This is a genomic window from Bacillus sp. JS, assembly GCF_000259365.1.
Classification (GTDB): domain Bacteria; phylum Bacillota; class Bacilli; order Bacillales; family Bacillaceae; genus Bacillus; species Bacillus stercoris.
Map to the genome: position 1 here is coordinate 832,100 of NC_017743.1, position 19,572 is coordinate 851,671.

15 protein-coding genes are annotated in these 19,572 nt (G+C 49.6%); 14 read left to right on the forward strand and 1 reads right to left on the reverse strand.

What is annotated here, in order from left to right; genetic code table 11:
* Positions 1–8 precede the first annotated feature (8 nt).
* From yesS to MY9_RS04175, 14 genes are all read left to right on the forward strand, one after another.
* On the forward strand, positions 9–2,294 hold the full coding sequence (gene yesS / locus MY9_RS04110; RefSeq protein ID WP_014663125.1) for a transcriptional regulator YesS: 2,286 nt from the start codon (positions 9–11) through the stop codon (positions 2,292–2,294).
* A gap of 13 nt (positions 2,295–2,307) precedes the next feature.
* Positions 2,308–3,006: a rhamnogalacturonan acetylesterase gene (rhgT, locus tag MY9_RS04115; protein WP_081483597.1), complete on the forward strand. Its 699-nt coding sequence runs from the start codon at positions 2,308–2,310 to the stop codon at positions 3,004–3,006.
* Positions 2,999–3,661: a YesU family protein gene (locus tag MY9_RS04120; protein WP_014663127.1), complete on the forward strand. Its 663-nt coding sequence runs from the start codon at positions 2,999–3,001 to the stop codon at positions 3,659–3,661. Before rhgT ends, MY9_RS04120 begins: the two co-directional genes overlap by 8 nt.
* Entirely contained in the window at positions 3,658–4,284 is a 627-nt protein-coding gene (locus tag MY9_RS04125) for a YesL family protein (protein WP_014663128.1), read from the forward strand. The genes MY9_RS04120 and MY9_RS04125 overlap by 4 nt, the downstream gene beginning before the upstream one ends.
* 138 nt (positions 4,285–4,422) lie before the next feature.
* Entirely contained in the window at positions 4,423–6,267 is a 1,845-nt protein-coding gene (gene rhgW / locus MY9_RS04130; protein ID WP_014663129.1) for a rhamnogalacturonan lyase, read from the forward strand.
* A 45-nt stretch (positions 6,268–6,312) separates the two neighbouring features.
* On the forward strand, positions 6,313–8,151 hold the full coding sequence (gene rhgX / locus MY9_RS04135) for a rhamnogalacturonan exolyase (RefSeq protein ID WP_014663130.1): 1,839 nt from the start codon (positions 6,313–6,315) through the stop codon (positions 8,149–8,151).
* A gap of 52 nt (positions 8,152–8,203) precedes the next feature.
* The gene (locus MY9_RS04140) at positions 8,204–8,857 is read left to right on the forward strand and encodes a rhamnogalacturonan acetylesterase (protein WP_014663131.1); all 654 of its coding nucleotides are present in this window, start codon (positions 8,204–8,206) and stop codon (positions 8,855–8,857) included.
* A 5-nt stretch (positions 8,858–8,862) separates the two neighbouring features.
* Entirely contained in the window at positions 8,863–10,857 is a 1,995-nt protein-coding gene (gene yesZ, locus MY9_RS04145) for a beta-galactosidase YesZ (RefSeq protein ID WP_014663132.1), read from the forward strand.
* A 44-nt stretch (positions 10,858–10,901) separates the two neighbouring features.
* Positions 10,902–13,475 carry an exo-rhamnogalacturonan lyase family protein gene (locus MY9_RS04150; protein WP_014663133.1) on the forward strand — a complete coding sequence of 858 codons (2,574 nt, stop codon included), beginning with the start codon at positions 10,902–10,904 and terminating at the stop codon, positions 13,473–13,475.
* 122 nt (positions 13,476–13,597) lie between these two features.
* Entirely contained in the window at positions 13,598–15,106 is a 1,509-nt protein-coding gene (locus MY9_RS04155) for an extracellular solute-binding protein (protein ID WP_014663134.1), read from the forward strand.
* Between the two features lie 54 nt (positions 15,107–15,160).
* On the forward strand, positions 15,161–16,117 hold the full coding sequence (locus MY9_RS04160) for an ABC transporter permease (RefSeq protein WP_014663135.1): 957 nt from the start codon (positions 15,161–15,163) through the stop codon (positions 16,115–16,117).
* Positions 16,118–16,130: 13 nt separating this feature from the next.
* Positions 16,131–17,018 carry a carbohydrate ABC transporter permease gene (locus MY9_RS04165; RefSeq protein WP_014663136.1) on the forward strand — a complete coding sequence of 296 codons (888 nt, stop codon included), beginning with the start codon at positions 16,131–16,133 and terminating at the stop codon, positions 17,016–17,018.
* 8 nt (positions 17,019–17,026) lie between these two features.
* Positions 17,027–18,367: an alpha-galacturonidase LplD gene (lplD, locus tag MY9_RS04170; protein ID WP_041521262.1), complete on the forward strand. Its 1,341-nt coding sequence runs from the start codon at positions 17,027–17,029 to the stop codon at positions 18,365–18,367.
* Positions 18,368–18,465: 98 nt separating this feature from the next.
* Entirely contained in the window at positions 18,466–19,161 is a 696-nt protein-coding gene (locus MY9_RS04175) for a DUF421 domain-containing protein (protein WP_014663138.1), read from the forward strand.
* 37 nt (positions 19,162–19,198) lie between these two features.
* Here MY9_RS04175 and hmoA read toward each other — a convergent pair whose 3' ends face one another.
* Positions 19,199–19,525: a heme-degrading oxygenase HmoA gene (gene hmoA, locus MY9_RS04180; RefSeq protein WP_041521263.1), complete on the reverse strand. Its 327-nt coding sequence runs from the start codon at positions 19,523–19,525 to the stop codon at positions 19,199–19,201.
* Between the last annotated feature and the right edge of the window lie 47 nt (positions 19,526–19,572).

Genomic DNA, 19,572 nt, shown 5'->3' on the forward strand with positions numbered 1-19,572 from the left:
GGAAAGGGATGAAAAAACAGCCTCAACAGAAGGAACGGGTTTCTCGCTGGAAGGGAACGTATTTCAAAAGAAACTTTTTCTTCATTTTGCTGATTGCCTGTATTCCCGGATTACTGACTGGCGGCGCAATCTATTTTCTTTCGATCGACAAGGTGGAGAAAGAGCTGCAGAGATCGCATGAAGCACAGGTGGCGCGTGAGGTCAGCCGAATGGATGAGAAGCTGGGCGTGCTTGAGCTGGCTCTCACCCAGATGGCCTACGATTCTTCGCTGATGAACGGATTGGCCGAGAGGGATTTGGAGAAAGACTTTACGTTTTCCTATCAATTAACGAAAAAGCTGTTTCTTTTGCGGGACCAGCAGCCGCTGATCGAGCGGGCTACCATCTTTCTGAACAGCCCCCGGCCTCTTGTGCTGAGTCCCGAATACAGCGCTTTGACAGAACAGGGGGCGCTTCGCAAATATCGCTCGCTGCTTGCCTCAGACCAAAGCATTTATTGGAAGCGGTCGGGAAATCAAGCGATGCTGATTCAGCTCATTCCGGGCGCGGCGGAGAAACCGTTTGGCGCGATCATGCTGGCGGTTGATCTGAAAGAAATGGCATCGATCCTGCAAAGCTTGTCCCCTTATCCTGATGGCAGTGCGCTGCTTTTGGATCAAAATCAAGAGGTGCTCTTTCATGAGGGGGAAAAAGATTTTGAAAAGACTTTGCTTCATGAGGTAAAAAAACAGCCGAATGAGAAAGGCCATTTTCAGATGGAATGGGACGGCAAGGTGTATTCCGTTTCCTTTGGAGAAATGAACCGAATGCATCAGCAATGGACCTTTGTGTCAGCGGCGCCTCTTTCTGCCATTACAGCGCCGATGGTGTTTTTATCCAAAGTAATCATTGTGATGCTTGTCATTTGCATCGGTTTGGCGGTATGCATGACATGGTATGCATCAAAAAAAATCTATCGTCCCATCCAGCATTTGCTTGGCTTGTTTACCGGTGGAGAGAAGAAAGTATGGCAGGCATCCGGGCAGGATGAATTCAAGTGGATTGAAAAGAGATGGCAGGATCTATCCCTTGAAAGCCGGAAGCTCCAAGAGCAGCTCCTGCGGCAGACGCCCCATATGAAAAAGAGTTTTTTGCAGCATCTCTTGCAGGGTGATTTTTACTACGACAACGAGGAAAGTCTCAGATCTCGGATGGAGGAGGCCGGCTGGAACATCGGCGAAAACGAGTTTCATGTGCTGGACCTTCAATTGACAGGGCTCCGCTGTGAAAAAAGCATCTTCTGTTGTGATGATGAACAGCTCGCTGTGTTTACACTGACTAATATCGCTGAGGAATTGGCGGCTAAACGCGTTTTTCAGCTCTCCATACTTGATATCGGCCGGCTTTCTGTCACCGTGCTTGTGGTGACAACAAACAGCTCTGATCTCAAAATGTATATAACGGAGCTGGCACGCCAATTTGGGGATGTAACCGGACTATGCCTGACCTCGACATTGAGCAGCAGGACGGAACGTGTCACGGAAATCCCTTCTTTATTTCAGGATGTGAAAAGCGGCAAATCCCGCAGGCAGTTTGCCAATCGGGATCAGGTCATTGATTTGCAGGCCGACTTCCCGCAGGATAAGCAGTCTGCCCCTTATTACCCTTTTGAGCTGGAAAAACAGATTGTTCAGGCCATCCGGCTGGAAAGAAAACAGGAAGCCCAGGAACTGATAAATAGCTGTATGAAGGAACTGGCGGAAAAGGCGGCCATAGACAGGCATGTGCATTCTGCCCTGATTCAGCTGTTCTCACGCATTCAGGAGGATATTTTGCATTCCGGTCTTAATCCCAGCGAACTGTTTCAGCATCGGAATCTGCTTCTTGATATATCAGAATTGCGCGAACCTAATGAAGCGGCGGCCTGGCTGATGGATATTGTGGTGACGCCTTACCTTTCCAAGCTTGAAGGCAGAAAAAACAGACAGCAAAAGCAGCTGGTAGAACGTGTGATAACGATGATTCACGATCAGTATATGGCGGATATTTCTCTGGAAAGCTGTGCCGATGCGTTTGGCATGAATTCATATACGTTAAGCAAGGCATTTAAGCAAGTGACCGGCATTAACTTTATCGATTATGTGACCCAGATCAGAATCGAAAAGGCGAAAGAACTGCTGGTCAATACGAATAAAAAAATTCATGATGTGTCAGAAGAAGTCGGCTACCGCCACAATTACTTCAATCGGATTTTTAAAAAACAGGTCGGCATGCCGCCGGGTGTCTTCAGGCAAATGTATCAGGAAACGCAGTGAAAGGAGAGAACATGTGATGGAGAAACCGATTCACGTATTTTTGGCCGGGGATTCCACTGTGAGTGACTGCCCGCCTCATGAAGCGCCGATGGCGGGATGGGGGCAGGTATTCGGGCAATTGTTTTCTGAAGAGGTAGTGGTGCGCAATCACGCCAAAGGAGGAGCGAGCACCAATTCTTTTGTGGAGGAAGGGAGGCTTCAAGCAATTGCCGAGCACATGACACAAGGGGATTATTTGTTGATTCAATTCGGCCACAATGACCAAAAACCGCGGGGGACGAAGCCGTACTCCACATTTCAGCAGTTTCTTACCTTGTTTGCAGATACGGCACGCGAAAAGGGCGCGCATCCTGTTTTCGTCACATCGGTGCAACGCCGCCGCTTTGACGAAAACGGACGGATCGAGCATACGCTCGGTGAGTATCCCGATGCGATGAAAGCACTGGCGAAGGAGCTCGATGTACCTGTGATTGATCTGCTTGCGAAAACAAAGGTGCTGTATGAAGCATACGGTCCTGAGGAGTCAAAGCGATTGTTCGTTTGGTTTCAGCAGAATGAACATCCGAATTATCCGGACGGCATTGAGGACAATACGCATTTTTCGGAAAAAGGTGCAATGGAGGTTGCGAAGCTTGTGGCAGAAGGCATTGAAGAGCTCGGACTTCCGCTGAAGGACCATCTTGTGAGCCGGGAGGGAAAAGAACATGTATAAGAAAGGCGCGTGCCTGTACCGTAATTCGCTCCAGTCAGAAAGCGATGTGAAGAACTGGCGGATGGAGGGTGGCGGACAGATCTCATTTGATGATCACAGCATGCACCTGTCACATGTCCAGGACGAAGCGCACTTTGTCTTTTGGTGTCCGGAAACCTTTCCGGACGGCATCATTGTGACATGGGATTTCTCCCCGATTGAGCAGCCGGGACTATGTATGCTGTTTTTTTCCGCTGCAGGGATTGGGGGCGAGGATTTATTTGATCCAAGTCTCCAGAAAAGAACGGGAAAATACCCCGAGTATCATTCAGGGGACATCAACACTCTCCACCTGTCATATTTCCGCAGAAAATACCCGGAGGAAAGAGCATTTCGCACCTGCAATTTAAGAAAAAGCCGCGGTTTCCACCTCGCCGCAATGGGAGCCGATCCGCTGCCTTCTCCAGACGACGCTGATTCTCCGTATCGTATGAAGCTCATTAAAGACAAAGGCTATGTGCACTTTTCAATCAATGATCTGCCCATTCTTGAATGGATGGACGACGGCAGCACATACGGGCCTGTTTTAACTAAAGGAAAAATCGGGTTCCGGCAGATGGCGCCCATGAAAGCCGCTTACAGAGATTTTGCCGTACATCAAGCGGTGAGAAGATGAAGACGACCGTAACGGATGCGTTCTATGCAGGCTGCGAAGCGGTGGTGAAAATCGCATGGCTAAACGGGCTGTGGCTGTTATTTACCCTTTTGGGCGGCGTTCTTTTCGGTTGGGCGCCGAGCACAGCCGCGATGTGTGCCGTGATAAGAAAATGGCTGATGGGGCAAAAAGATGTACCGGTATTTCCGTTATTTCTCGATACCTATAAAAAAGAGTTTCTCAAAGTTAATGCGATCGGATTGGCGTTTTCGGCTCTTTTGCTCATATTGTCCACGAACTATCATTATTTTTCGGCCAGTACGGATTGGCTGTCCTTTGCCGTAACAAGCTGCACGCTGCTCGCGGGGCTTTTGTATATCATTGCGCTGATGTATGTGTTTCCCCTTTATGTGCATTACCAGCTCCCGCTTCGCAAATATATTCCGCAGGCACTGCTGTTTGGCGCCATGAGGCCGCTGACGACCAGCTGTATGCTGATCGGGTGCGGATTTGTCCTTTATTTGCTGTATACGCTTCCCGGCCTGATTCCATTTTACGGCCCATGTTTATTTGGGCTTGTGATGATGTTTTTTGCTCTTAGGGGATTTCAAAAGACGGAGGCCCAGCATCACCAAGCCGGGTAACAAAAAAATGACACATACGCAAAAAAGTGCAGTGGCTGAAATAGGCAGATGCAAAAAAGTGAAATTGAAGACAGCTCACACAGCGCATAAAATCCAATTTAGGTAAGCGCTTACAGAAAAATAAGAAGGAGCTGTCTGATGATTACACGAAGGAAACGCATGTTTACCACTGTTACGTTGCTGGTCTTGTTGGTGATGGGAGCCTCTGTATATCCTGTGAAAGCTGAAGGGGCAGCGCGGCAGATGGAAGCGCTGAACCGGGGGCTTGTCGCGGTCAAGACGGACGGAGGCATTTTTGTCAGCTGGCGGTTTCTTGGCACTGAAAACGCATCTGCTTTGTTCAATGTGTACAGAGACGGGCAAAAACTGAATGCTGCGCCTGTCAAAGCCACGAACTATGTGGATAAAAACGGATCGGCCGGCTCAACGTATACGGTTCGGGCCGTCGTTAACGGTACCGAACAGGCGGCATCTGAAAAAGCCTCCGTATGGGCGCAGCCGTATCATTCCGTCCCGCTGGATAAACCGGCTGGCGGCACGACACCAAAAGGTGAAGCTTACACCTACAGCGCCAATGACGCAAGTGTTGGCGATGTGGATGGTGACGGGCAATACGAGCTAATCCTGAAATGGGACCCATCTAACTCAAAAGACAACTCGCAGGATGGCTATACAGGTGACGTGCTGATTGACGCGTATAAACTGAACGGAACGAAGCTATGGCGGATCAATCTCGGCAAAAATATCAGAGCGGGCGCGCACTACACCCAGTTTATGGTGTATGACCTTGATGGTGACGGAAAAGCGGAAGTGGCGATGAAAACGGCGGACGGGACAAAAGACGGCACTGGAAAAGTGATTGGAAATGCCAATGCTGATTACAGAAATGAACAGGGGCGTGTGCTGTCAGGGCCGGAATACCTTACTGTGTTCCAGGGAGCAACCGGGAAAGAACTTGTTACAACAAATTTTGAGCCGGCACGCGGCAATGTATCGGATTGGGGAGACAGCTACGGCAACCGTGTTGACCGTTTTCTCGCCGGCATCGCCTACCTTGATGGACAGCGGCCGAGCCTGATCATGACCAGAGGGTATTATGCTAAAACCATGCTAGTCGCTTATAACTTCAGGGACGGAAAGCTGTCAAAGCTTTGGACGCTTGACTCCTCAAAGCCAGGAAATGAAGCGTTCGCAGGACAAGGGAATCACAACCTGAGCATTGCGGACGTTGACGGGGATGGAAAAGATGAGATTATTTTCGGCTCAATGGCTGTTGATCATGACGGCAAAGGCATGTACTCAACGGGCTTAGGCCATGGGGATGCCCTCCATGCCGGGGATCTTGATCCGAGCCGGCCGGGGCTTGAGGTGTTTCAGGTACATGAGGACAAAAACGCCAAATACGGCTTATCCTTCCGTGATGCGGCAACCGGAAAAATCCTTTGGGGCATCTATGCCGGCAAGGACGTAGGCCGCGGAATGGCTGCTGATATCGACCCGCGTTATCCGGGGCAGGAAGTGTGGGCCAACGGTTCCCTTTACTCAGCGAAAGGGGCCAAAATCGGAAGCGGGGCTCCGTCCTCGACCAACTTCGGCATATGGTGGGACGGCGACCTGCTGCGGGAACAGCTGGACAGCAACCGAATTGATAAGTGGGATTATCAAAACGGCGTATCGAAAAATGTGCTGACCGCATCAGGCGCAGCGGCTAACAACGGCACAAAAGCAACGCCGTCACTTCAGGCTGACCTGCTTGGTGACTGGCGTGAGGAAGTGGTGTGGAGAACGGAGGACAGCAGCGCGCTCCGCATTTATACGACGGCCATTCCGACTGAGCACAGGCTGTACACGCTGATGTATGATCCTGTGTACCGGCTTGGCATCGCCTGGCAAAATGTCGCCTATAACCAGCCGCCGCACACAAGCTTCTTTTTAGGAGACGGCATGGCGGAACAGCCAAAACCAAATATGTATACGCCTTAACTGAAAGGGGGAAGGAACGGGCTGCGCGCAGCCCGTTCCCATCAAATGAAACCAAAAAAGAGGCAAATGGAATACTTGACCAGAGGTTTGATTGCGGTACAGACAGAACAGGGCGTGTTTGTCAGCTGGCGTTTTCTCGGAACGGATCATGAGACGACGGTTTTTCACCTTTATCGAGATGGAAAGCGAATCACCCGCGATCCGATCGCTGACAGCACTAATTTTCTTGATCAAAACGGAATGGCAGACTCAGTTTATCAAGTGGCGGCTGTCAATAAAGGCCGGGAAGAAAAGCTTTCCAAGGAAGCTCGTGTTTGGCAGGAAAATGTCCTGGAGGTTCCGCTTGCCAAACCGGAAGGCGGTGTGACGCCGGACGGAAAGCCGTACACTTACAGCGCCAATGATGCCAGTGTCGGAGATGTAGATGGGGATGGAGAATATGAAATAATCCTGAAGTGGGATCCGTCCAATTCAAAAGACAACGCTCATGACGGTTATACCGGGGAGGTGCTCATAGATGCCTATAAACTGGACGGCACCTTTTTGTGGCGCATCAACCTCGGCAGAAACATCAGAGCGGGCGCTCATTATACACAATTTATGGTGTATGACCTGGACGGTGACGGAAAAGCAGAAATCGCCATGAAAACAGCTGACGGCACAACAGACGGGAAAGGACATATCATCGGTGATGAGCATGCCGATTTTAGGAACGAACAGGGCAGAATCCTGTCCGGTCCGGAATATTTGACCGTGTTTAAAGGAGAAACCGGTGAGGCGCTCACGACCGTGGAATATGAACCGCCCCGCGGCAAGCTGGAGGATTGGGGAGACGGCTATGGAAACCGGATGGACCGTTTTCTCGCTGGAATCGCTTACTTGGATGGGGAGCGGCCGAGCCTCGTAATGGCGCGCGGCTACTATACGAGAGCCGTGCTCGTGGCATACGATTTCAGAAACGGAAGGCTCAAAAAACGTTGGGTATTTGACTCCAACCAGCCGGGACATGAAGCGTACGCAGGACAGGGGAACCACAGCTTGAGCGTGGCAGATGTGGACGGAGACGGAAAGGATGAAATCATCTATGGCGCAATGGCGGTCGATCATGACGGAACCGGCCTGTACTCAACGGGGCTCGGACACGGAGACGCGATGCATGTAGGGGATCTGGACCCGTCACGAAAAGGGCTTGAAGTGTTCCAAGTGCATGAGGACGCCGCGAAGCCGTACGGACTGTCACTCCGAGATGCCGGAACCGGTGAGATATTATGGGGCGTCCATGCTGGAACTGATGTGGGCCGGGGCATGGCGGCTCATATTGATCCAAGCTACAATGGGTCGCTCGTCTGGGGAATTGATCCGCCTGGCAATGATGGCATGTCGTATGGGCTTTTTACGAGCAAAGGAGAAAAAATCAGCGACAAAGCGCCCGCTTCAGCCAATTTCGCCATCTGGTGGGACGGTGATTTGGTCAGAGAACTGCTTGATCATAACTGGGACGGAACGATTGGCAGGCCAAAGATTGAAAAATGGGATGCTGAAAACGGCTGTCTGAAGACGATATTTCAGCCGGCCGGCGTGCTGTCCAACAACGGCACGAAAGGAAATCCTGTTCTTCAGGCCAACCTGTTCGGGGACTGGCGGGAAGAAGTGATATGGAGAACGGAAGACAGCAGCGCACTCCGTATCTATACAACGACACATCTCACCCGCCACCGTTTTTACACGCTGATGCACGATCCGGTTTACAGGCTTGGCATCGCTTGGCAGAACACCGCCTATAACCAGCCGCCGCACACGAGCTTTTACCTCGGTACAGGGATGGAAAGACCGCCAAGGCCTGCCCTGTATATAGCGGGCAGCAAAGCTGAGGCACCGCTGTAGGAGGACTAAGGGATAAGAAGCAGCCGTATAAAAAACGAGGAGGAATGAAAAAATGGCAAATCATATTTATCTCGCCGGCGATTCGACTGTTCAAACGTATGGAGACAGCACAAATCAAGGGGGCTGGGGGCAGTTTCTCGGCTCGCATCTGCCGGAGCATATTCAAGTAATCAATAGAGCGATCGGGGGAAGAAGCTCGAAAACATTTGTGGAAGAGGGCAGGCTTCAGGCGATTCTTGATGTGATCGAGCCGGATGATTGGCTGTTTGTGCAGATGGGCCATAATGACGCATCGAAAAATAAGCCGGAGCGCTACACCGAGCCCTATACTACCTATAAACAATATTTAAAACAGTACATCACCGGCGCGCGGGAAAAAGGCGCCCATCCGCTTCTCATTACCCCCGTAGCGCGATTTCACTACGAAAACGGCGTGTTTTTGAACGATTTTCCTGATTATTGCATTGCCATGAAGCAAACGGCTGCTGAGGAGAATGTCCAGCTCATAGATCTGATGGAGAAAAGCCTTTCTTTCTTTACAGAGAAGGGCGAGGAAAAGGTGTACACCTATTTTATGGTGTCAGAAGGGATTAACGATTACACGCATTTTACAAAAAAAGGCGCAAATGAAATGGCGAAACTTGTGGCAAGAGGCATAAAGGAGCTCGGCCTGCCATTGACAGAATCGATCATCAAAGAAGGGTGAAGGATGTGAGAAGAAAACTATATCATGGCGCTTGCTATTATCCGGAATTATGGGATGAAGAGACGATTCAGCAGGACATTGACATCATGCGTGAAGTTGGCGTGAATGTTGTGCGGATCGGCGAATTTGCCTGGTCTGTCATGGAACCTGAAGAAGGAAAAATTGACATCGTTTTTTTCAAAGAAATCATCACCCGGCTGTATGATAGCGGCATCGAGACGATCATGTGCACGCCGACGCCTACCCCGCCGATTTGGCTGTCACACGGCCGGCCCGAACGCATGCATGTCAATGAAAAAAGAGAGATCATGGGGCATGGCTCCCGTCAGCACGCCTGTACGAACAACCCATACTTCCAAAAAAGAGCCGCCATCATCACGACAGCCATCGCCAAGGAGCTTGGCCGGCTCCCGGGGCTGATCGGCTGGCAGCTAGACAATGAGTTTAAATGCCATGTTGCAGAATGCATGTGTGAGACGTGCTTGCGCTTATGGCATGACTGGCTCAGAAACCGCTACGGAGTGATTGAGCGGTTAAACGAGGCATGGGGAACCGATGTGTGGAGCGAAACCTATCAGACGTTTGAGCAAGTGCCGCAGCCGGGGCCGGCCCCGTTTCTGCATCACGCCTCTTTAAGGACCATGTATCAGCTGTTTTCGATGGAGATGATCGCTTCGTTTGCGGATGAACAGGCCAAAATCATCCGCTGCTATTCGGATGCGCCGATCACTCATAACGGATCAGTCATGTTCAGCGTGGACAATGAGCGAATGTTTCAGAATCTCGATTTTGCCTCCTATGATACGTACGCTTCGCAGGAAAACGCCTCTGCCTTTTTATTGAACTGTGATTTATGGAGAAATCTGAAACAGGGGCGCCCATTTTGGATTTTGGAAACGAGTCCGTCGTATGCCGCCTCGCTTGAAAGCTCCGCTTACCCGCACGCCGACGGGTATTTGCAGGCCGAAGCCGTATCGTCCTACGCCTTAGGAAGCCAGGGGTTTTGCTACTGGCTGTGGAGGCAGCAGCGTTCAGGCAGCGAGATTTCCCACGGTTCGGTTCTCAGTGCCTGGGGCGAGCCCACCATCGGCTACCCAAATGTGCTGGCGGTTGAGCGGGCAAGAAAGGAAATCGAACCGATTATTCTATCGACTGAACCCGTTCAAGCCGAGGCGGCGATGACGTATTCTGATAGAGCAAAAGCATTTATCAAAACTGAGCCTCACCGGGGACTCCGGCACCGTTCGCTTGTGACGCATTTTTATGAACGCCTTCTCAATACGGGGATTCACCGTGACCTCATTCCGGAAGGCGCTCCGCTGGACGGCTATCGTTTGCTGTTTACGCCATTTGTGCCGCATTTGTCTTCTGAATTTATCCAAAAGGCTTCGGCATTCACTGAAGCCGGCGGCATCTGGATCGCCGGGCCGCTGACAGGAGGGCGCACATGCGAGCATACGATTCATACCGATTGCGGACTTGGCGAACTTGAGAAAACGTCAGGGATCAAAACGCTGTTCACCTTTCCGATGAACGAGAACGTGAATACAGGAAAAGCGTTTGGCATCACGGCGCCGCTCGGACTGTGGAGCGCGGTGTTTGACACAGAGAGCGGAAACACCCTTGGCACGGTTGAATCGGGACCGGGAGCGGGCCACGCTTTTTTGACGGAACGAAATTACGGCGAGGGGAAAATCGTCATGCTGGGCTCGCTTCCAACCGGGAAAGACGGGGATGCGATGCTGGAGGCGCTTGTCAGGCATTACGCCGCTGAGGCAGCCATTTCTGTCCGCTCGGATGTGACACCCGGCACGATCGTTGCCCCGCGCAAAGGCGATAACGGCCTTGTGTGGATCATCGTGAATATGGATGGAAAAGGCGGAAGCGTGACACTGCCGGAAGCGGGAACGGATCTGTTGAAAAAACGTTTGGAAAAGGCGGGGAGGCTGGCGGTCGGACCGCATGAATACCGTGTAATTCAGTTTGACAATCACAGCTGATTCTTTGCATCGAATCAGCTTTTTTCTATGGAAGGGGAGGACCGATGAAAAGGATCAAATGGTTATCAGAACAGCCAAAGGTGACAAGCGGTGTGACGTGGGGCGTGTCATGGAAAAAAGGAGAATTAAAAAAGGGTGGCCGTCTCGCGCTTCTGAATGAAAACGCGGAAATGCGATATGTGCAAAGCGAACCGTCGGCCTATTGGCCTGACGGGAGCATCAAGTGGACGAAGCATGCGGCGGTGTTTGGCGGTCAGGAGAACCAAAGCTTTACAGTACAAAAAGGAGATGCACCGCAGCCGACAAAATCGATCAGCATTCACGAGTCAGTGCATGACATCCAAGTGGATACAGGAACGCTCGTCTGTACCATTCATAAAACAGGCTCTGATTTCATTCAATCGCTGCAGATCAACGGAAAGCCGATCGCCGCAGGCGGGAGGCTCGTTGCCATAAGAGAAACGAGAAAGGAGTCAGCGGCGGAAATGGTTCTTTTTCAAGAAACGTCTGTCAGCCTTATCAAACAGGCGGCGATTGAGCAAAGCGGTCCTGTCAAAGCAGTGGTCAAAATCGAGGGAGTTCATGTGCTCCATAAAACGAATGAAGAATGGCTGCCGTTTGTCATCCGTTTGACGTTTTATGCCGGGATGTCTGAGATCGGCCTTGTGCACACGCAGCTGATTGACAGGAGCGGTAAACAAGAATTCATTAAGGGGATCGGCATCGAATTTGATCTTTTTTTGGAGGGAGAGCCGTACAACCGCCATTTTCGTTTTGCGGGAGAGAAGGGGATGTACAAAGAACCCGCCCAGCTGTTTGGCACACGTAAATTCAATGAACGGTATCCGCTTTATGAAAAACAAATCAATGGCGAAACGCTGTCACCAGATGAAGAGCATAAGGAATGGTTTGCGCACGGAACACAGAATGCGGTTTGGGACGATGTGAAGCTTGTTCAGGATTCAAGCGATCATTACAGCCTGTCAAAACGGACCGGAAAAGATTATGCGTGGGTCGGCATGCTGCATGGCAGCCGGGCGAAGGGGCTTTGCTATGCGGGCGGCGAAAATGGCGGTGTGGCTCTCGGCCTGCGGTATTTCTTTGAGAAATATCCGTCAGCACTGGAAATCACAGGTCTTGCCGGCAGCCGTCCCAAAATGACCGTCTGGCTTTGGCCCCCGGATGGAGAAGCGATGGATTTGCGGCATTATACAGGAAATACCCATGTGGCCAGCGCGTATGAAGGCTTTGATGAACTGCGCTCTGATCCGACCGGCATTGCGAACACAAATGAAATCAGCCTGGCGTGCTTTTCGCACATGCCGTCTGGTGATGTCCTCAATGCGCTCGCTGACAAATGGCAGGCGCCGCCGCTCTTGGTATGCGAGCCGAACGTCTATTACGAATCAAAAGCGCTCGGGGTTTGGAGCATCATTGACACATCCCATCCGCTCAAAAAAGAGCTGGAGGAACAGCTTGACGCCGCCTTTCTGTTTTATAAAAAGGAAGTAGAGCAGCGCAAATGGTACGGATTTTGGCATTATGGCGATGTCATGCATACGTATGATCCAATCCGGCACATATGGCGATATGATCTCGGCGGATACGCCTGGCAAAACAATGAGCTCGTTCCGACCCTATGGCTGTGGCAGGCGTTTTTCCGCTCAGGCAGAGAGGATATCTTCCGAATGGCAGAAGCCATGACCCGCCACACGAGTGAAACGGACAGCTTTCATCTCGGTGAATACGCCGGGCTTGGCTCACGGCATAACGTTGTGCACTGGGGATGCGGCTGCAAGGAAGCGAGAATCAGCATGGCCGGACTTTATAAATTCTATTATTATCTGACGGGTGATGAACGGACGGGAGATCTTTTGACAGAAGTGAAGGATGCCGATTATGCCCTTGTCAAAACCGATCCGATGCGCGCTTTTTACGAGAAAGGCAAGCACCCGACTCACGTGAGAACGGGACCGGACTGGGCGGCGTTTTGCTCAAACTGGCTGGCGGAATGGGAGCGTACCGAAAATCCGGAATATCTCAAAAAAATCAAAACGGGCATCAACTGTCTAAAGCAACTGCCGCTCCGCTTATTATCCGGCCCGACATTTGAATATGATCCGGCGACTTCGATGCTTCATCACATGGGAGACGGCATTGCGGGCGGATATCATATGATCATTGCCTTCGGCGCGCCGCAAGTGTGGATGGAGATGGCTGAGCTTCTTGATGACCGGGAATGGGAGGATATGCTGAGTGAATTCGGCGAATTTTACACCCTCAGTGATGAGGAAAAACGCAAAAAAAGCGGAGGCGCGCTTCATGACGGGCATTTTCACTGGCCGATGTTCGCCGCCGGTATGACAGCCTACGCCGCGAGAAAAAAACAAGATCCTCATCTCGCCGCCAAAGCGTGGAATCTTTTGCTCGATGATAAGCTCAGCCATACGCCGCTTCCGATCAAACCCGAGCGCATCGAGACATGGACGCAGCTGGAGGAACTCTCGTGGGTGACAACAAACACCGTCTCCCAATGGTGTTTAAACGTCATAGCAGCACTGGAACTGATCGGAGATTCTCTTCCGGCAAAAAAAGAAACATTGGGCAAAAAAGGATAACAGCCGGAATTTCATAGGAGAAATGAAGCAAAAAATGAAGATTGCAAGAATTTATGTAAGCGCTTTATATTGAGAGGGGCAAAGGGGAAATGCAAAGTGAAAAAAAGGGGGACTTACGCATCATGAAAATAAAAATGCGAAAAAAATGGCTGGCCTTGCCGCTTGCTGCCATGATGATCGCCGGATGCAGCAATTCGGAAACATCCAGTTCAGCGGGCGGTTCGAAAGACACGATTAACATTATGGCGCCGCTCTTATCGCCGGAAAGCCCGAGTGAAAAGAGCCCTTCATTAAAAGCGCTTGAAAAGTACACAGGCAAAGAGATTAAGGTCACATGGGTGCCTGATTCATCCTACAACGACAAATTCAACATCGTCATGGCTTCAGGAGAGATGCCTCATGCGATTGTCATTAAAGATAAGTCAGCCGGCTTTATCAAGTCTGTCAAAGCAGGGGCATTTTGGGAGCTGTCCCCTTATTTAAAAGACTACAAGAATTTAAGTCAGGCAGATGAAAAGATTTTGAAGAACAGCTCGGTGAACGGCGAGGTGTACGGAGTCTACAGAACGAGGGACCTGATCAGGGCGTGTATGATCATCAGAACCGACTGGCTGAAAAATGTCGGTCTGGATATGCCGGAAACGCTTGATGATTTCTATGAAGTGCTGAAAGCTTTTAAGGAAAAAGATCCTGACGGGAACGGCAAGGATGACACGTACGGCATGGTCGTGCCGAAATGGATGGGGCTCGGCAACGGAAGCCCGTGGGATGTTCTGCAAATCTGGTTCGGCGCCCCGAACCGCTACGGTGTTGAAAACGGAAAGCTGATTCCTGATTTTACAACGAAGGAATACATGGAGGCGCTCAAGTTTTTTAAAAAGCTCTATGATGAGGGTTTGATCAATAAGGATTTTGCGGTCATGGATTCAGCAAAGTGGAATGATCCGGTTGTGAAAGGAAAAGCGGGTGTCATCGTTGATACAGGCTCCAGAGCGTCTCAGATCCAAAGCGCGATGGAGGAGGCGGATGAATCGAACAAGGATATCATTGATATTGTCGGCTCGCTTGAGGGGCCGAATGGCAAGCGCACCTTCCCGACATCCGGTTATTCAGGCATGATCGCGATACCAAAATCAAGCGTCAAAACCGAAAAAGAGCTGAAAGAGGTGCTGTCCTTCCTCGATAAAATGAATGATAAGGAAGCGCAGATTCTCACGAACAACGGAGTGGAGGGGCGCAATTACGAGCTCAAGGACGGCGTATTCACCTCACTTGAAAAAAACAACAAATCCCTCCTGTATGAGCACGAAGGCTTGGCGCAGTTCAGCATGTCGATCCCGAAAAGCGAGTATTACATCGAAGACCAGAAAACAAAGCTCTTTCAACATCGCAAAGACATCATAACTGAAGGAGAAAAAATAGCCGTCTTTAACCCGGCTGAGTCGCTTGTATCTGATGTCTATACCCAAAAAGGAGCCCAGCTTGACAACATCATTCTCGACGCGAGAACACGATTTATCATTGGAGAAATTGATGAAAACGGGTTCGAGGATGCGGTGGAGCTTTGGAAAAAAAGCGGCGGCAATGACCTGATGAAGGACTTGAACAAATTGTATCAATCGTCAAAATAAACCGATGCGCCTGCCGCTCGGCGGGCGCGCCGGTACCACGAAAGGAGAACAGATATGGAAACAGTGACGAAGAAGGGAGATTCACCTGTTCTCACTGCTGGAAAAGACATCAGTTGGATGGCTGCGCTCAAACGGGACAAATGGCTTTATCTTCTTCTTATTCCCGGTCTGCTTTATTTTTTGATTTTTAAATACTTGCCGATGTGGGGCGTCCTGATCGCATTTAAAGACTATTCGCCATATCTCGGCTTCTGGAAAAGCGAATGGGTCGGCTTTGATTACTTCAAAGACTTTTTTATGAATCCGGATTTTTTCCGGCTGCTGCGCAACACCCTCATGCTGGCGAGCTTGGATCTTCTGTTTGCCTTTCCCGCGCCGCTCATTTTGGCCTTGCTTTTGAATGAGGTGAGAAAGGCCGTGTATAAAAGATGTATCCAAACCTTTATTTACGTCCCCCATTTTGTATCCTGGACAATTGTGGTCAGCATCACCTTCGTTTTCTTTACTGTCGATACAGGTGTGATCAACAAAATGATTATGAGCCTGACAGGTGAGCAGATTTCTTTCTTGTCTGATGCAGACTGGTTCCGCCCGATGATTGTGATGCAAAGCATTTGGAAGGAGACAGGCTGGGGGACGATTTTATTTTTGGCCGCGCTGGCAACTGTTGACCAAGAGCAGTATGAAGCCGCCATCATGGACGGAGCGGGCCGGTTCAGGAGAATGTGGCATATTACGCTGCCGGCAATCAGAAGCACCATTATTGTTTTGTTGATTTTAAGAATCGGCAGCTTTTTGAATCTCGGCTTTGAACAGGTGTATTTGATGACGAACTCGCTCAACCGCAGCGTGGCTGATATTTTTGACACGTACGTGTACATGATGGGGATTACCCAAGGCGCGTACAGCTACAGCACGGCGGTGGGGTTGTTTAAATCGCTTGTCGGAATCATCTTGATTTTCGGCGCCAATTACATTGCGAAAAAGTTTGACCAGGAAGGATTGTTTTAGAGGAGGGAGAGGTATGGCTGAAATTCACACGATGCATAACACCAAAGCCGGACGGGTGTTTGACGTCTGCAACATTCTGTTTCTCGGCGGTGTCGGCGCGATTACCATTTTGCCGTTTTTGTATATTATCGCTGGTTCCTTTGCGACAGAAGCGGAACTTGCCCAGCGGAGCTTCTTTATTTTTCCGAAAACCTTTACACTCGATGCTTACAAGTATGTGTTTTCGACACCGACGTTCATTCGAAGCATGGGCGTGTCCATCTTCATCACCGTGGTCGGGACGGCTGTGCAGCTGTTTTTCACCTTCACGATGGCATATCCGCTTGCGAAGCGGCATGTGAAGGGACGGAACCTGCTGTTGAATCTGGTAATTTTCTCGATGCTGTTTTCCGGCGGCATGATCCCAACATACCTTGTCGTAAAATCACTCGGCCTTTTGGATACGTATTGGGCATTGATTCTGCCGATGGCGATTAATCCGTTCAACCTCATTATTATCAAAAACTTCTTTCAGCAGCTGCCGCGCGAGCTGGAGGAGTCGGCAAAAATTGACGGGTGTTCCGAAATCGGCGTCTTCTGGCGGATCGCCCTGCCGCTGTCAAAGCCGGTCATCGCGACCTTTGCGCTGTTTTATGCGGTCGGGATTTGGAATGATTTCTTCCACGCTCTCTTATATATCAATGACAGTGCAAAATGGCCGCTGCAAATGGTGCTTCGCCAAGTCACGATTTTATCGGATTTAACGGCGACCAATGGCGATACGTTGCAACATGCCGTTCCGCCTGAGCAAGGTATAAAGCTCGCCGTCATTGTCATTGCGACGCTGCCGATTTTGGCGGTATATCCATTTTTACAAAAACACTTTGCAAAGGGTATGCTGATTGGCTCGGTAAAAGGCTGAGAAAGGGAGTGTTTTATATGAGTACGTTACATCAGATTAAAATTGCCTATATCGGCGGGGGGTCTCAAGGCTGGGCCAGAAGCCTGATGAGTGATTTGGCGATTGATGAGAGGATGTCAGGCATGGTGGCACTCTATGATCTTGATTTTGAGGCCGCCCAGAGAAACGAAGTGATCGGCAATTACAGCGGGAACGGCAGATGGAGATATGAGGCCGTTTCTACTTTGAAAAAGGCGCTATCTGGCGCGGATATCGTCATTATTTCCATTTTGCCGGGTTCTCTGGATGATATGGAAATTGATGTTCACTTGCCTGAGCGCTGCGGTATTTATCAGTCTGTAGGTGATACTGTCGGGCCGGGCGGAATCATCAGAGGCTTGCGAGCTGTCCCGATATTTGCGGAAATTGCCCGGGCAATAAGAGACTACGCACCAGAGTCCTGGGTTATTAATTATACAAATCCAATGTCTGTCTGTACTAGAGCGTTGTATAAAGTGTTTCCCGGAATCAAAGCGATAGGCTGCTGCCACGAGGTGTTCGGGACGCAAAAGCTATTGGCGGAAATGGTCACGGAAAGGCTGGGAATAGAGGTGCCGCGGAGAGAAGATATCCATGTTAATGTGCTCGGCATTAACCATTTTACATGGATTACGGCAGCCTCTTACCGCCATATTGACCTGCTGCCTATATTCCGTGAATTCAGCTCGCACTATGGGGAATCAGGATATGAGCTGGAGGGAGAAAGCTGGAGGGACAGCGTCTTTCATTCGGCACACCGTGTTGCGTTTGATTTATTTGAAACGTATGGCGCGATCCCTGCTGCGGGTGACAGGCACCTGGCAGAGTTTCTTCCCGGTCCATATCTTAAACAGCCTGAGGTATGGAAATTCCATCTCACACCTATATCATTCAGAAAACAAGACAGAGCACTGAAACGACAAGAAACAGAACGGTTCATTCAGCAACAACGGGGTGTTGCTGGGAAAGCTTCGGGAGAAGAAGGCGTGAACATCATAGCGGCCCTTCTCGGATTGGGTGAACTCGTCACGAATGTAAATATGCCGAATCAAGGCCAGGTCTCAAACCTTCCTATACAAGCCATTGTCGAAACAAACGCATTCATCACAAGGAACAGTGTCAAGCCGATTTTTTCCGGAGCGCTTCCAAAAGGTGTGGAAATGCTGGCGGCTAGGCATGTATCCAATCAGGAGGCAGTGGCGGAAGCTGGTTTGACAAAGGATACAGGCCTCGCGTTTCAAGCCTTCCTTAATGACCCGCTTGTCATGATTGACCGCAATGATGCAGAGCAGCTTTTTGATGACATGCATCAAAGCACCATACAAAGCTGAGCAGGCCGATTTTTCTAGCAGGGTGAGCTTCTTTCGCGGTTTAGAAAGGAAAGCATTGACCATACTGATAGTATTATCAAGAAGTAGGTGCTATCAATATGGGAAATTATTTAAGTGTTGCGGTGGAACTGGTCTGCGGTTTAGGCATTTTATTTATCATTTTAAAGCTTCTCGGGAAAACCCAATTTTCTCAAATTACGCCGTTTGACTTTATTTCTGCTTTAATTTTAGGAGAATTGGTCGGAAATGCCGTTTACGATCATGAAATCAAGATCAAAGAAATTATTTTTGCTTCGCTATTGTGGGGCGTGCTGATTTATATTATTGAATTTATCACGCAAAAAATGAAATCATCGCGGAAGTTTTTAGAGGGCGAGCCGAATATCGTCATCCGCAAAGGGGAGCTTCAATATAAAGTATTGAAGAAAAATAAGATGGACATTAACCAGCTGCAAAGCCTTTTGAGGCAAGCGGGGAGCTTTTCAATCCAAGAAGTAGAATATGCGATTCTTGAAACAAACGGGATGGTCAGCGTGCTCCCCAAATCCGACTTTGACAAACCGATAAATAAGGATTTGCAGATTCCTTCGAAGTCTGTTTCTCTGCCGATCACTTTAATCATAGATGGAGAGATTGTGCAGGATAATTTGAAGGAAGCAGGTGTGGATGAACAGTGGCTGAAGCAAGAATTGAAAAAGAAGAACATTGATAAGGCGGAGGACGTGTTATTTGCGGAGTGGCACAAAAATAATCCGCTGTATACCGTAACCTACGAACAAAGCAGATCAACATGACTCTTTGAAAAAAAGCTTGCAGCGAGGCGCAAGCTTTTTATTGATTATATGTCCCTTGTTTGACAGCACGTACATGGTACATGCTCACTTCAGTGTTGATCAGATAGTCAGGCTTTGGTTTGCCTTTGTTTGCTTTATGGCCGGCGATATGCGCATCGCTTTTTTCCCATTGTTTCCAGTGATCCTCTGATTCCCAGCGAATCATGACAACAACTTCTTCATCACCGCGGCGCACATTTTTCTCAAGCACTGTCACATCAATTAAACCTTCTTGTTTTTCAATGATTCCTTCAGTACTGAAACGTTCTATGACTTTATCTGCAAAGCCTTCTTTAACCGTCATTTTTCTCAACTGTACAAACATTTGTCTCACTCCAATCATTCTCACATATGAATAATTGTAAATGAAAT